Raw genomic sequence first — 15,079 nt, 5'->3', positions numbered from 1 at the left:
GGCGTGGTTCAGCCGCGCGTCTCCGGAGATTGCGCTTAGCTGTCCGATGTTCGCCGGAGTTAGGCCCGGCGCCTGCCCAGGACGAACGCGGCCGCGGCAGCCACGGCGGCCGCCACCACAGTAATTCCGCCGGCCAGCCACCAGGACGGACCGTTCGAGGCGTCGGGGCTCTTGGATCCCAGCAGTGCCCCGACGATCGTGTTGAAGTTGTCGGTCTGATCGGTGAGGCCGGAGACATTCGCGGCACCCGGACCGTAAGCCGCGATGCGCACCTGAGTTCCGGTGTGTGTCTGCGATTCACCCTCCGGTGCGGTGGGGTACATGATCCGCATGGTGGCGCCGTCGGCAGTCTTCACCGCGACAGACAGCGCGGTCGGATTGTCGAAGTCCTCGGGAACGATGAGCGAGGAGTGACCATGATCGGCGGTCACGATCACCAGGGTGTTGCCGTCCTTACGGGCGAAGTCCAGGGCGGCAGCGACCGCCTCGTCCAGAGCGATGGTCTCGCCGATCTGACCGCAGATGTTGGCCGCGTGGTCCTGCTTGTCGATCGATGCCGACTCCACCTGCAGGAAGAAGCCCTTGTCCTGGCCCTTCTTCGAGTTCACCAGCAGATCAATGGCTTTAGTCGTCATCGCGGAGAGTTGCGGTTGATCCTTGGGCAGCTCGGGGTTGGCCTGGCAGGTGGTCGCGGGCAGCTTGCCGCCGTTGGGGACCGCCGCGGGCACCTTGTCCCACTGCACCGGCAGGTTGCCCTTGCCGAACACTCCCAGTACCGGGTTGTCGAGGTTGTTGACCTTGTTGAGATCACCTGCGGTGGTGGGTAACTGGTAGCCGGTGGCCTTGGCGACATCCAGCGAGGTCTTACCCCTGTGCTCGCCGGCGGTGATGGTCTCCTCGAAGTACTTGCCGCCGCCGCCGAGGCTGATGTCTGCGCGGGTACTCACCAGCTGCTCGGAGATAGAGCCCTTGCCGCCGTTGTCGACGGCGTTACCTGCGCACTTCTCCAAGGTTTCCTTGGGGCCCTTGCAGTCCCGATCGGTGACATGAGCGGTAAGCACCGCCGGGGTGGCGTCCTGCAGCTCCGCGGTGGTGACGTTTCCGGTCGCGAAGCCCTGCTTCTGCACGATCTCCAGGATCGTGTCCAGCGGCTTGCCGTCGAGGTCAACCGAGATGGCGCCGTTGTAGGTCTTGGTCCCGGTGGCCCATCCGGTGCCGGAGGCCGCCGAGTCGGTCACGTAGTCGGGCTTGCCCTTCTCGGGACCGTCCTTGGTGAGGGCGAACGTGGTGTACTCGCCGGTGATCGGCAGCGCGTCGAGTCCGGGAAGCGTCCCGGCCGCGCCGTGCTGGTAGTTGCGCGCCGAGGTGATCTCCGAGGTCCCCATGCCATCACCGATCAGCAGGATGACGTTCTTGGCGTTGCGGCCCAGCACCGAATTCCGCAGATCCGCCGCTTTATCGCCGTCGCGCCCGCCCTTGGTGCGGTTGGCGCCACCGGTCTTGGCGATATCGCCGACGGGTACCTCAGGGGAATCCGAGGGCGGGCCGGCGGCCGCGGACGGCGCCAGCGCCAGGATCAGTGCGGATGTGAGAGCCGTGGCTGCGTGGGAGATGCGCATCGGCACAGTTTCCTGTGAGCCGATGAACGCCCGGTGAACCGACACGGAGGCGTTCCGCCCCGACCGAGGTTATGGCGTATAGGTCTCGCACACATTCGCCACAACCTCGGTCTCGGTGCAGAGGTGTTACTCGGCGGGCAGGTCCAGCACCAGACGACCCTCACCGCGGGACACGCAGGTCAGGATCTGCCCCTCGTCCCGCTGGGATTCGGTCAGGATCTGGTCCCGATGGTCCACGGTGCCCGCGAGCACGTTCGCCCGGCAGGTGCCGCAGAAACCCTGCTGGCATGAATACGCCACATGCGGCAGCTGTTTCTTGATGACGTCCAGCGCCGTGCGATCGGCGGGCACCTCGAGCACCGGCCCGCCGGGGCCCAGCTGCACCTCGAACGGATGACCGTCCACCACAGGTGCGGCGGCAAATCGCTCGAAATGCAGCTCCACCGAGGGCATTTCGAGCAGGCGTCGCTGCAGGACGGCAAGCATCGGAGCGGGACCACAGCAGTACACCGCGTCGTTCTCGCCCACCTCGGGCAGCAGGTCGTCGGCGGTGGGCAGGCCTGACTGATCGTCGGTTCGCACGATCACGCGATCGCCGAATCGCTTGAGCTCGTTGAGGAACGGGAGCGAATCGCGGTTCCGGCCTGTGTACACCATGGTCCATGGCTTACCCAGCTGCTCGGCGAAGGCGATCATCGACAGGATTGGCGTGATGCCGATGCCGCCGGCTACGAAGTGCAGCTTGCGCGGCCCGGGCTGGGTCATGGCCAGCGGGAACGCATTGCGTGGTCCCAAGATGGATACCGTGGAACCGATCTGAAGCGCGTCGTGCACCTCGATGGAGCCACCGCCGCCTTCGGGGATACGACGCACGGCGATGCGGTAGTGGAAGGGATCCGAGACGTCACCGCACAGCGAGTACTGCCGCATCCTGCCCGAAGGCAGCAGCAGATCCAGGTGGGCACCGGGATGCCAGGGTGGGAGTCGCTCCCCGTCGGGCGCGGCCAGGACAAGGCTGGCCACGTCCTGGTCCTTGGCCTCGATCCAGCGGTCCTTCACGACCAGCGTCAGCGTCCGGTCGACGTGATTCTCGGGTGGCTTCTTGAGAATCAGCAGGGCGCCGATGGCCCGGACCGCGATCGGGAACAGCGCGGTGCCGAGCGCGATGGTGGGTGAAACCGGCAGAGTGCCGTACAGCGTGGGCGGCAGCGAGGGACGCTTGCGCTGGGGGGTGGGCTGCGGCGTGCGGCGAAAGCGATCGAACATCAGTAGCCGGCCGCGGCCTTCGCGGCGGGTGACGTACTCAGGTATGCCACCGCCTGTGCCGTGCTGCCCACCTGGTCGGGGGAGAAGCCCGGACGCATGAACTCCATCGCCGACTTGGCCAGCTCACGCCACCGCAGGAACGCTCCCCGCTTCATGGCCTTGTTCATCTGCCGCAGCACACCGAAGACGCCGTAGTTGGGCAGCGACGGGTCCTGCCGCACCAAGAACTTGGTGTAACGCAGCATCACTCCGACGAGCAGCAGGGTGGCCAGCACGAAGGTCAGCATCATGTGCCCGCGACGGATCTGGAAGTACCGGGCGACGTCGTATGCGACGCTGCGGTGCTCGACCTCCTCGGCGCCGTGCCAGCGGAACAGGTCCACCATCTCCGCGTCGGCATTGAACTTCTCGAAGGGGTGGTTCAGCACCCAGTCGCCCAGCACGGCGGTGAAGTGTTCGATACCCGCGATGAGGGCCAGCTTCTCCACCATCACCCGGTAGCGGAGCTTCTCGCTGCGCAGCTCGTTGGTGCGCTCCAGCATGTGGGTGATGTATTCGATCTGGGTGATCGCGGGCGCGACGTTGATGCCGTTCTTCTCCAGGAAGTCGCCCAGCACCTTGCTGTGGGTCTCGGCGTGCACGGCCTCCTGACCCATGAATCCGATCATCGCTTCCCGGATCTTGTCGTCCTTCACGTACGGCAGCGCACGGGTGAAGGTGTCTACGAAGGCCCGTTCCCCTTCCGGCAGAAGCAGATTGAAGGCAGAAATGAAGTGCGAGACGATGGGCTCATTGGGAATCCAGTGCAGCGGGGTGTGGCTCGTGTCGAACTGGACATTGCGCGGCCGCAGTACGACCTCGCCGGGCTCGGTCGGTACGACGTGCAGGCCAGTGGCCTCAGTTGTATTGCGCGCCATGATGTCCTCCTATTTGTTGAGCTTGTTGCCAAGGTTGCCCCAGAAGAACCGGTTCAGCGCTGGGGCCAGGCGGCTGAGGTGGTACTGCACATGTGCTTCCGGGGTTACCGGGACGACCGACTTGCCCTTGGTGACGGCGTTGACGATCTCCCTGGCGACCTTCTCGGGGCCGTATCCGCGCTTGGCGTACAGCCCAGCGCCCTGCCGCTGACGATGCGCTTCGTCTTCGGACGACAGGCCCGAAAACTGCGTGGTACGAATGATGTTCGTGTTGACGATGCCCGGGCAGATGGTGCTCACCTTGACCTTGTCGCGGCCGAGCTCGCCACGCAGCACGTCGGAGAACATGAACACAGCCGCCTTGCTGGTTGCGTAGGCGCCCATCTCGGGGATCGGCGTGTACGCGGCGGCACTGGAGATGTTGACGATATGGCCGCTCTTGCGCTCGGCCATCCGTGGCCCGAAGGCGCGGCAGCCGTAGACGACTCCGCCCAAGTTGATGTTGAGCACTCGCTGGAAGTCCGCGGACGGGGTGTCGAAGAATCGGCCGGCCTGGCCGATGCCGGCATTGTTGATCAGGACATCCGGCACGCCGTGGGCACTGCACACCTCGTCGGCGAAGGCGGTGACGGCGCTCTCGTCGGCGACGTCCAGGGCGTAGGGGTAGGCGGTGCCGCCCAGCTTTTCGACGAGCCCGACCGTCTCATTGGCGGTGTCGAGGTTGATATCGGCGACGACGACGCGGGCGCTCTGGCGGGCAAAGGCCAGTGCCGTTTCGCGGCCGATGCCGCTTCCGCCACCGGTCACCACCACCAGGCTGTTGCGCTGGGCACTGCCGGATGTCATGCATCCTCCGAATCCTGCGCACCACTGCGCTTACGTGATGGAGGAGATTGTAAATCACTGCGGGTGCACAGAAAAAGGCGTGATGTTCAATACGGGGTTCACCAGCGTTTGTCGTGGAAACGGGCGTTGACCTACGCGTTGAGAGAATGACGCTGCGAGGTGTCGCGCCATCTAACCACCCGAGTTGGCGTCTACCGGGGTTCCTGACATATCGTTTTGATTACTTGTCGCGTCGGGGCACGAGATCCGCTGGTCAAAGGTGTCCGGTGGGTGCCTCATCGTCACCGCGAGCACACCCAGCAGACGGCCGAGAAGGACGCTACGGACAAGGGCCAACGGGCCTTCGTCACCACCCCTGGTGAAGGTCTGTGAGGCACCTTCGAGGAGGGCATTGACGGGCGCATCCAAGTGATGCGCTTGGCTAGGCCCTGGAGACGAGACGAGCAGCCATGCCACACCCCGCGACCGGGCTCTATAACCCGGCCTACGAGCACGATGCGTGCGGTGTCGCCATGGTCGTGGATATGCACGGCCGGCGCAGCCGCGACATCGTGGACAAGGCCATCACCGCACTGCTGAACTTGGAGCACCGTGGTGCCGCGGGAGCCGAGCCGAACAGCGGTGACGGCGCCGGAATCATGCTGCAGATCCCGGACAAGTTCTTCCGTGCCGTTGTGGAGTTCGAGTTGCCCGCCGAGGGCAGCTATGCCTCCGGAATCGCCTTTCTGCCCCAGGGGTCCAAGGACGCCGCCGCCGCGTGCGAAGCCGTCGAGAAGATCGTCGAGGCAGAAGGTTTGACCGTTCTGGGTTGGCGTGAGGTTCCTCACGACGACTCATCGCTGGGTGCCCTCGCCCGCGACGCCATGCCGACCTTCCGGCAGCTGTTCATCTCTGGTGCCTCGGGCATCGATCTGGAACGGCGCGTCTACGTGGTGCGCAAGCGCATCGAGCACGAGCTGGGTAACCAGGGTTCCGGCCGGGGCAGCCTCGGTGAGGAAACCGTCTATTTCCCAAGCCTTTCCGGTCGCACCTTTGTGTACAAGGGCATGCTGACCACGCCGCAGCTGCGGGCGTTCTACCTCGATCTACAGGACGAGCGGGTCGAGAGCGCACTGGGCATCGTGCACTCGCGGTTCTCCACCAACACCTTCCCATCCTGGCCGCTCGCCCATCCCTACCGCCGGGTGGCACACAACGGTGAGATCAACACTGTCGCAGGCAACGAGAACTGGATGCGGGCCCGCGAGGCGCTCATCAAGACCGACGTTTTCGGTGATCCCGCTCAGCTCGACAAGATCTTCCCTATCTGTACGCGCGGTGCCTCGGACACGGCGCGGTTCGACGAGGCACTGGAGCTGCTGCACCTGGGTGGCCGCCCCTTGCACCATGCGGTGCTGATGATGATTCCCGAGGCGTGGGAACGGCATGAGTCCATGGACCCGCAGCGGCGCGCCTTCTACGAGTACCACGCCTCTCTCATGGAGCCCTGGGACGGGCCGGCCTCGGTCTGCTTTACCGACGGCACCATCGTGGGCGCCGTGCTCGATCGCAACGGCTTACGGCCGGGCCGTGTTTGGGTGACCACCGACGGACTCGTCGTGATGGCCTCCGAGGCGGGCGTGCTCGATCTGGACCCGTCCACCGTGGTGCAGCGCACCCGCCTGCAGCCCGGCCGCATGTTCCTGGTGGACACCACCCAGGGCCGCATCGTCTCTGATGAAGAGGTCAAGGCGGAGCTCGCCGCGGCAGAGCCGTACCAGCAGTGGATCGATGAAGGTCTGGTGCGCATGGAGCAGCTGCTTGACCGGCCGCACCAGCACATGCCGCACGACCGGATCGTGTTGCGCCAGCAGGTATTTGGATACACCTACGAGGAGATCAACCTCCTGGTCGCGCCGATGGCCCGCACGGGTGCCGAGGCCCTCGGGTCGATGGGCACCGACACCCCGATCGCGGTGCTGTCCAACCGTTCCCGGATGTTGTTCGACTACTTCCAGCAGCTTTTCGCGCAGGTCACCAACCCGCCACTGGATGCCATTCGTGAGGAGGTCGTCACCAGTCTCGGCGGTGTGATCGGCCCCGAGGGCGATCTGCTGCACCCGACCGCTGAGTCGTGCCACCAGATCCTGCTGCCGCAGCCGGTGCTGCACAACGACGAGCTGGACAAGCTCATCCACCTTGATCCGCTGGATCAGGTCAACGGTCGGCCGCATGGATTCTCCAGCCGCGTGATCCGCTGCCTGTACCCCGTCGCCGAAGGGGGCGCCGGGTTGCGGACCGCGCTCGAGTCGGTGCGTGCGGAGGTTTCCGCCGCCATCGCCGACGGCGCACAGGTCATCATCCTGTCCGACCGCGAGTCGGACGACCAGATGGCGCCCATCCCTTCGCTTTTGGCTGTTGCGGCGGTGCACCACCACCTCGTGCGTGAACGGTCCCGCACCAAGGTCGGGCTCGTCGTCGAGGCCGGGGACGCCCGCGAGGTCCACCATGTGGCGGCGCTGGTCGGTTTCGGTGCGGCTGCCGTCAACCCCTACATGGCTTTCGAGTCCATCGAGGACCTGATAGACCGCGGCATGATCTCGGGTGTGGAGCGCGACAAGGCGATCCGCAACTACATCAAGGCCGCGGGCAAGGGCGTGCTCAAGGTCATGTCCAAGATGGGCATCTCCACACTGGCCTCCTACACGGGTGCCCAGCTGTTCCAGGCCATCGGCCTGTCGCAGGAGCTTCTGAACGAATACTTCATCGGACTGTCTTGCCCCACAGGCGGTATTGGCCTGGACGAGATCGCTGCCGATGTCGCCTCGCGCCACCACCTGGCCTTCCTGGAGCGCCCCGAAGAATGGGCGCACCGGGAACTGGAGGTCGGCGGCGAGTATCAGTGGCGCCGCGAGGGTGAGTACCACCTGTTCAACCCCGACACCGTTTTCAAGCTGCAGCACTCCACCCGGACCGGCCAGTACTCGGTGTTCAAGGAGTACACCGCTCTGGTCGACGACCAGAGCGAGCGGATGGCCTCCCTGCGCGGTCTGCTGAAGTTCAAGACCCCCGAAGACAGCGGGCGTCCGTCGATTTCCATCGACGAGGTGGAGCCCGCCAGCGAGATCGTCAAGCGCTTCTCGACTGGTGCGATGAGCTTCGGCTCGATCTCCGCCGAGGCACACGAGACCCTGGCAATCGCCATGAATCGCTTGGGCGGCCGGTCGAACTCCGGCGAGGGCGGCGAGGATCCGCGACGGTTCACCCCCGACGAGAACGGCGACTGGCGGCGCAGTGCGGTCAAGCAGGTGGCCTCCGGCCGGTTCGGTGTCACCTCGCACTACCTGAGCAACTGCACCGATATCCAGATCAAGATGGCGCAGGGCGCCAAGCCAGGTGAGGGCGGTCAGCTGCCCGCGCACAAGGTGTACCCGTGGGTTGCCGAGGTGCGGCACTCGACACCTGGCGTGGGACTCATCTCCCCGCCGCCGCACCACGACATCTACTCGATCGAAGATCTGGCGCAGCTGATCCACGACCTGAAGAACTCCAACCCGCAGGCGCGTATCCACGTGAAGCTGGTGTCGGAGAACGGTGTGGGCACTGTCGCCACGGGCGTTTCGAAGGCCCACGCCGACGTGGTGCTCATCTCCGGACATGACGGCGGAACGGGCGCCACCCCGCTGACCTCCATGAAACATGCCGGTGCGCCGTGGGAGCTGGGGCTGGCCGAGACACAGCAGACGCTGTTGCTCAACGGTCTGCGTGATCGCATCGTCGTGCAGGTCGATGGTCAGCTCAAGACCGGCCGCGACGTCATGATCGCGATGCTGCTCGGCGGCGAAGAATTCGGTTTCGCGACGGCTCCCCTGGTGGTCTCGGGCTGCATCATGATGCGTGTCTGCCACCTGGACACCTGCCCGGTGGGTGTGGCCACCCAGAATCCGGTGCTGCGCGAGCGGTTCAACGGCAAGCCGGAGTTCGTGGAGAACTTCTTCCTGTTCATCGCCGAGGAAGTTCGGGAGTTGATGGCAGAGCTCGGTTTCCGCACCGTCAACGAGGCAGTGGGCCAGGTCGCCGCGCTGGACACCGAAAAGGCGATAGCGCACTGGAAGGCCAGCAAGATCGACCTGACTCCGGTGCTGACGGAGCCGGAATCGGCATTCATGAACCAGGACCTGTACTGCAGCGGTTCGCAGGACCACGGCCTGGAGAAGGCGCTGGACCAGCAGCTGATCGTGATGAGCCGGGAGGCGCTCGATCGCGGTACTCCGGTGAAGTTCGAGACGCTGATCACCAACGTCAACCGGACCGTGGGCACCATGCTTGGTCACGAGGTCACCAAGGTCTACGGCGGCGAGGGCCTCCCGGACGACACCATCGACATCACCTTCACCGGCTCGGCGGGTAACAGCTTCGGCGCGTTCGTCCCGCGAGGCATCACGCTGCGGTTGTTCGGCGATGCCAACGACTACGTGGGCAAGGGCCTGTCCGGAGGACACATCGCGGTGCGGCCCTCGCGAGAGGCACCGGCCGACTTCGAGGCCGAGAAGAACATCATCGGCGGAAACGTCATCTTGTTCGGCGCCACCAGCGGCGAGGCCTTCCTCAACGGACTGGTGGGGGAGCGGTTCGCGGTGCGTAACTCGGGTGCGTCCGCTGTCGTCGAGGGTGTAGGCGATCACGGGTGTGAGTACATGACCGGTGGCACCGTGGTGGTGCTCGGCCCGACGGGGCGTAACTTCGCCGCGGGTATGTCGGGTGGTGTGGCGTACGTGTACGACCCGGCCAAGCAGCTGGTGGACAACCTCAACGATGAGATGGTCGATGTGGATGCGTTGGACCCTGACGATGAGCAGGTGCTGCGCAGTCTGATCGAAAAGCATGTGGCGGCGACCGACTCTACTGTCGGACAACGCATTCTGGCCGACTGGAGCGGCCAGAGCGACTCCTTCGTCAAGGTGATGCCCCGCGACTACCGTCGCGTGCTCGAGGCTATCGCCGACGCGGAGCTGACCGGAGGCGATGTGAACGAAGCGATCATGGCGGCAGCTCGTGGGTGACCCAAGCGGCTTTCTGACCCACACCACCCGCGAACTGCCGAAGCGGCGTCCTGTGCCGTTACGGTTGCTCGACTGGAAAGAGGTCTACGAAGACTTCGAGCACAAGGCCCTGCAGACACAGGCGTCGCGCTGCATGGACTGCGGGATCCCGTTCTGCCACAAGGGCTGCCCGCTGGGCAACTTGATTCCCGAGTGGAACGACATGGTGTACCGCGGGAACTGGCGTGAGGCCATCGAGCGGCTGCACGCCACCAACAACTTCCCCGAGTTCACCGGCCGGCTCTGCCCCGCGCCGTGTGAGGCATCGTGCGTGCTGGGCATCAACCAGGATCCGGTGACCATCAAGCAGGTCGAGGTCGAGCTGATTGACAACGCCTTCGAGAACGACTGGGTCAGGCCCATTCCGTCCGAGGTGAAGACCGGCAAGAAGGTTGCCGTCGTCGGCTCGGGTCCGGCCGGACTGGCCGCTGCCCAGCAGCTCACCCGCGCCGGGCACGATGTCACCGTGTACGAGCGGGCCGACCGCATCGGCGGTCTGCTGCGATATGGCATTCCCGAGTTCAAGATGGAAAAGCGTCACATCGACCGGCGCCTGGACCAGATGCGGGCCGAGGGCACGGTTTTCGAGGCCGGCGTGAACGTCGGAGTTGATGTGACAGCGGAGGACCTCCGCTCGAACTTCGATGCGGTAGTCCTCGCGGGCGGGGCGACTGCCTGGCGCGACCTGCCAGTTCCGGGCCGTGAGCTCGAGGGCATCTACCAGGCCATGGAATACCTGCCGTGGGCCAACAAGGTGCAACTGGGCGATGACGTGCTGGACGAGAACGGCCAGCCCCCCATCACCGCAAAGGGTAAGCGCGTCATCATCATTGGCGGCGGCGATACCGGGGCTGACTGCCTGGGCACCGCCCACCGGCAGGGTGCGGCGAGCATCCAGCAGTTCGAGATCATGCCCAGACCGCCGGAGATCCGGTCCGAGCGCGACCCGTGGCCCACCTACCCGACGCTGTTCCGGGTGGCCTCGGCCCACGAAGAGGGCGGCGAGCGAATCTACGCCGTCAACACCGAGCGGTTCCTTGGCGAAGACGGCAAGGTGACCGGTCTGCGTGCCCATGAGGTTGTCTTCAACGCCGGCAAGTTCGAGAAGGTCGAGGGCTCGGACTTCGAGCTCGAGGCGGACATCGTCTTCCTCGCCATGGGATTCGTGGGGCCGGAGAAGCCTGGCCTGCTGGAGAGCCTGGGAGTGGAACTCACCGAGCGTGGCAACGTGGCGCGCGATGGCGCGTACGCGACGTCCGTTGACGGCGTGTTCGTGGCGGGTGACATGGGCCGTGGCCAGTCGCTGATTGTGTGGGCGATTGCCGAAGGGCGCTCCGCGGCCGCCGCGGTGGACACCTACCTGACCGGTGAGACGGCGCTGCCCGCGCCGATCAAGCCGACCGCCGCGCCGCAGCGCTGACACTCGGGGCTGTTGCCAGGCCCGACAGCATCGGTAGCTCCGGAAAGTTTCACTCCGTGTCGGCCGACATGTTTGCCTCACCCCGGTGAGGCACGTGATCTAGGCCCGGATTTGCGTTATGCTACTGACCGGTTCTGAAAGCTTGCCGACGCAGGAGATGTTCTCGTGCCCAACACGCCCGTTACGAAGACATGGGTTGGCCGAATTGCCTGGTCACTGCTCCGTCATCCCATGAAAAGCCACAGTTTCCCCGCGAAGAACGAGCGGCTCATCACTCCCGAAGAGGCCATGCGCTTCAGCCACTGAGCGTTGCTCACGGCGATAGTGCAGCGTGTCGGATCGCGGACACGCCCGTCGTTCCAGATCGTTATAGACCTGTAACCAGTCCGGGTGGGGACGGTAGCGGATGATGCGCCGTAGTCGGTCTCGTCTAGTCCCGTAACGTCAGTACCTGCGGCCCGTCCTCGGTGATAGCGATGGTGTGCTCGGAATGCGCGCCCCGAGAGCCGTCCGCCATGCGGAGAGTCCACCCATCCGGATCTACGGTGAGCCGATGGGTTCCGCGCCCGAACCACGGCTCCAACGCCAGTGTGAGGCCGGGTTCCAGCTTCAACCCCCGTCCCGCCGTCCCCTTGTTCGGGACATGGGGATCTTCGTGCATGGTGCGGCCCAGGCCGTGTCCGCCGAAGTCTGTGTTGATTCGGTACTTGGCGCCCTCGGCCACGGTGGCCACCGCCGCCGAGATGTCGCCCAGCCGGTTGCCCGGTTGAGCAGCCGCGATGGCCGCATCCAGGGCGGCGCGGGTGGTGTCGATGAGCCGCACATCCTCGGGGTCTGCGGTGCCGACGACGACGCTCACCGCGGAGTCGGCCACCCAGCCGTTGATGCTCACCGCAAAGTCCATGCTCAGCAGATCGCCATCAGCCAGCACGTAATCATGCGGAAGCCCGTGCAGCACTGCGTCATTCACCGACAGGCAGATGACATTGCGAAACGGTCCGCGCCCGAAGGAGGGGGAGTAGTCCCAGTAGCAGGACACCGCGCCGCGTGTGGCGACCATGTCGCGGGCGCGGTGCTCCAGGTCGAGCAGATTGACGCCGGGCGCCGCGATCGCCGACAGTTCGGAGAGCACCGAGGCCACGAACCCGCCGGTCACCCGCATGCGCGCGATCTCCGCAGGCGATTTCAACTCGATCACGCGTACCTCCTGGTGGTATTTAAATACCACCTTAGGGCTTTTGGTATTTAAATACCAAGACTAGAGTCGGCGGCATGGTTCGTCAGCCGCTCACCGCAGAGCAACTCGCCGCGGGTAAGCGTCTGGGTGGGTTGCTGCGCGCTGCGCGCGGTGACCGCCCCCTCGACGATGTCGCTCGCGCGTCGGGAATCTCCCCGGAGACCCTGCGCAAGATTGAGACCGGACGGCTCCCGACGCCCGCATTTGGTGCCGTCGTACAGCTGGCCGCAACGCTGCGTCTCGACCTCAACGACGTCGCGGCCTCGTGGCAGGACGAGGCCACGATCGGCGCCGCGTCCTAACCGCCGCGGCCGTAAAATCGGCCGGATGCACAGGTGGGGTGGGGAGATGCGGCTGCCACGTGGTGCCGTTCTGGGTGCGTTGGCGGTGGCTGTCCTGGCCATGGTGGTACACAACCGCCTCGTCCCCTTCGACACGCGATTTTTTGGGCTGACCGAAAACGGCTACGACCTGGATACCTACCGTGCCGCGGTGCGCGGGCTCTGGGATGGCAAGAGGCTGTACCAAGCCCCGGCGCTGAACCAGGCCTGGTTCGTCTACCCGCCCTTCGCAACGCTGGTTCTGGCGCCGCTTGCCTGGGCCTCATTGGACGTCGCGAAGTGGCTGCTGCTTGCGTTGTCCATCTGCGCGTTGGCGGTGATCGCATGGCGCATCCTGCGTCTGGCCGGCGTGCGCGCGGACATCCGGCTCGCCGCGATGAGTGCCGCGCTCGCGGCCATCGTCATCGATGTCGAGCCGGTGCAGGCCACCCTCTGGTGGGGACAGATCAACGTCCTGCTCATGGCGGTGGTGCTGCTGGATCTGGTGCGACCGAATCAGGGGCGGTGGCAGGGGATCGGCCTCGGTCTTGCCGCCGGTATCAAGCTCACCCCGCTGATTTTTCTGCCCTACCTGCTGCTCACCCGGCAATGGCGCGCCTCCGTGACCGCGACGGCCACCTTCGCCGCCACCGTGGCGCTGACCTGGCCACTGTTGCCGCGCGACAGCGCATGGTTTTGGAGTCATGTAGGCGATACCGCGCACATCAGCCGGATTGACCACCTGGCGAACCAGTCGATCAACGGATTCCTGGCCCGGTACTTCTTCCCGCACGCGCGCCCGGAGTGGTTGTGGATTGTGTTGAGCCTCTTGGTACTTGCTGCCGGTATGGCCGTCGCGGTGTGGGCGCACCGCAGGGGAGAACGGCTCTTGGCGGTGGTGTTGGTGGGACTTACCGGTTGCGCGGTGTCACCGTTCAGCTGGGCCGCGCACTGGGTGTGGTTCGCCCCCGCGATCATTTGGCTCGTCGCGAAGGCATGCACCACCGGGCGGCCCTGGTCAAGCGGCTGGGCCTGGCGTGCGGCGGGTCTGTTCGCCATGGTCTTCATGTGGACCCTGCACCGGCCAGGTCGCGGGCACACCACGATCTACTTCAGCGGGGTGTATTGGAACTTCCTTGACCTGCGACCGTTCTGGATAGGCCAGCTGATGAGCGGCTGGTATCCAACGGCGTTCTTGTGCTTCATGATCGGCGCCGTCAGCTGGCTGCGGCTGAGCGCGCCGACAGAGTTTGACGAACTGGACGAGCTGGCCATGCTGTCGGCGGAGATTGAGGACTATCCGCCAGATAATCGTGATGAGGAGCTGGCGATACGCGCCTAGAGTCCTGGACATGGACCCCGTCGCAGCCCTGCGTGAGATCGCCTACTACAAGGAACTCGCACGCGAGGAGCCGCGCCGCGTCATGGCCTACCGGAAGGCCGCCGACGTTATCGCCGCGCTCAGTCCCGAAGAGCGGGAGAGCCATGGCGCCAGCAAGACCTGGAAGAGCCTTACGGGCCTGGGGCCCAAGACGGCGACCGTCGCCGCCGAGGCCTGGGCCGGCAAGGTGCCCGGCACTCTCGAACAGCTGCGCGCCAACGCTAAGAGCACCGGCGGTGGCAGTATGCGCGCCGCACTCAAGGGGGACCTGCATCTGCATTCGAACTGGTCGGACGGCTCGGTGCCCATCGAAGAAATGATGAGCGCCGCCAAGGCGCTTGGCCACGAATACTGCGCGCTCACTGACCATTCGCCCCGCTTGCGCGTTGCCAATGGTTTGTCAGCTGAGCGGTTGCGCGCCCAGCTGAAGGTCATCGATGGACTGCGGGAGCAGGTGGCGCCCATGCGAATCCTCACCGGTATCGAGGTTGACATCCTGGACGACGGCGCGCTGGATCAGGACCCCGAGCTTCTCGACCAGCTCGACATCGTTGTGGCGAGTGTGCATTCCAAGCTTGCGATGGACTCTGCCGCGATGACCCGGCGCATGATCGCCGCCGTCACCAATCCGCGTGTCGACGTGCTGGGCCACTGTACGGGTCGGCTGGTGGAGGGTGAGCGGGGTACCCGAGGCGAATCGAGATTTGATGCGGCAGAGGTCTTCCGGGCGTGCCGCGACTCGGGCACCGCCGTCGAGATCAACTCCCGCCCGGAGCGGCGCGATCCGCCGCGCCGGCTGCTTGACCTCGCGCTGAACATTGGCTGCGACTTCTCCATTGACACCGACGCGCATGCGCCGGGGCAGCTGGAATTCTCCGGATACGGCTGCGAGCGAGCGCTTGAGGCCGGCGTTCCAGAAGAACGAGTGATCAACACCTGGCCCGTTGAGCAGCTGTTGGCCAGGACCACGCAGCACGGCTGATCGCCTATTG

General features: G+C 65.3%; 10 protein-coding genes. 5 read left to right on the top strand and 5 right to left on the bottom strand.

Annotated elements, in window-relative coordinates:
• Positions 1 to 59 precede the first annotated feature (59 nt).
• The 4 genes from phoA to B4400_RS12800 all read right to left on the bottom strand — a co-directional run bounded on the left by phoA (position 60) and on the right by B4400_RS12800 (position 4,648).
• Positions 60 to 1,619 (bottom strand): alkaline phosphatase, encoded by a 1,560-nt coding sequence (gene phoA / locus B4400_RS12815; protein ID WP_078311462.1) that lies wholly within the window; start codon positions 1,617 to 1,619, stop codon positions 60 to 62.
• 126 nt (positions 1,620 to 1,745) lie between these two features.
• Positions 1,746 to 2,885 carry a PDR/VanB family oxidoreductase gene (locus tag B4400_RS12810; RefSeq protein WP_078311420.1) on the bottom strand — a complete coding sequence of 380 codons (1,140 nt, stop codon included), beginning with the start codon at positions 2,883 to 2,885 and terminating at the stop codon, positions 1,746 to 1,748.
• Positions 2,885 to 3,802, bottom strand: coding sequence for a metal-dependent hydrolase (locus B4400_RS12805; RefSeq protein WP_078311419.1), 918 nt, complete (start codon positions 3,800 to 3,802; stop codon positions 2,885 to 2,887). The genes B4400_RS12810 and B4400_RS12805 overlap by 1 nt, the downstream gene beginning before the upstream one ends.
• A gap of 9 nt (positions 3,803 to 3,811) precedes the next feature.
• Positions 3,812 to 4,648 carry an SDR family NAD(P)-dependent oxidoreductase gene (locus tag B4400_RS12800; RefSeq protein WP_078311418.1) on the bottom strand — a complete coding sequence of 279 codons (837 nt, stop codon included), beginning with the start codon at positions 4,646 to 4,648 and terminating at the stop codon, positions 3,812 to 3,814.
• A gap of 449 nt (positions 4,649 to 5,097) precedes the next feature.
• On the opposite strand from B4400_RS12800, the gene gltB reads away from it, so the two are divergent.
• A complete protein-coding gene (gene gltB / locus B4400_RS12790; RefSeq protein WP_078311416.1) occupies positions 5,098 to 9,690 on the top strand; it encodes a glutamate synthase large subunit in 4,593 nt (1,530 codons plus the stop codon).
• Entirely contained in the window at positions 9,683 to 11,149 is a 1,467-nt protein-coding gene (locus B4400_RS12785) for a glutamate synthase subunit beta (protein ID WP_078311415.1), read from the top strand. The genes gltB and B4400_RS12785 overlap by 8 nt, the downstream gene beginning before the upstream one ends.
• Before the next feature lie 430 nt (positions 11,150 to 11,579).
• Here the strand turns inward: B4400_RS12785 and map are convergent, their stop codons facing one another.
• Positions 11,580 to 12,347, bottom strand: a complete 768-nt coding sequence (gene map, locus B4400_RS12780) for a type I methionyl aminopeptidase (protein WP_078311414.1) — start codon at positions 12,345 to 12,347, stop codon at positions 11,580 to 11,582.
• 74 nt (positions 12,348 to 12,421) lie between these two features.
• On the opposite strand from map, the gene B4400_RS12775 reads away from it, so the two are divergent.
• From B4400_RS12775 to B4400_RS12765, 3 genes are read left to right on the top strand one after another with little or no spacing between them, the layout of a single operon-like run.
• Positions 12,422 to 12,688 carry a helix-turn-helix domain-containing protein gene (locus B4400_RS12775; protein WP_078311413.1) on the top strand — a complete coding sequence of 89 codons (267 nt, stop codon included), beginning with the start codon at positions 12,422 to 12,424 and terminating at the stop codon, positions 12,686 to 12,688.
• Positions 12,689 to 12,713: 25 nt separating this feature from the next.
• Positions 12,714 to 14,048 (top strand): glycosyltransferase 87 family protein, encoded by a 1,335-nt coding sequence (locus B4400_RS12770; RefSeq protein WP_078356019.1) that lies wholly within the window; start codon positions 12,714 to 12,716, stop codon positions 14,046 to 14,048.
• Between the two features lie 10 nt (positions 14,049 to 14,058).
• Positions 14,059 to 15,069, top strand: coding sequence for a PHP domain-containing protein (locus tag B4400_RS12765; protein WP_078311412.1), 1,011 nt, complete (start codon positions 14,059 to 14,061; stop codon positions 15,067 to 15,069).
• The last annotated feature ends 10 nt before the right edge of the window (positions 15,070 to 15,079 follow it).

It is taken from the genome of Mycobacterium sp. D16Q13 (assembly GCF_002013375.1).
In the GTDB taxonomy this organism is placed as follows: domain Bacteria; phylum Actinomycetota; class Actinomycetes; order Mycobacteriales; family Mycobacteriaceae; genus Mycobacterium.
This window is presented reverse-complemented; position numbering and strand designations above follow the sequence as displayed.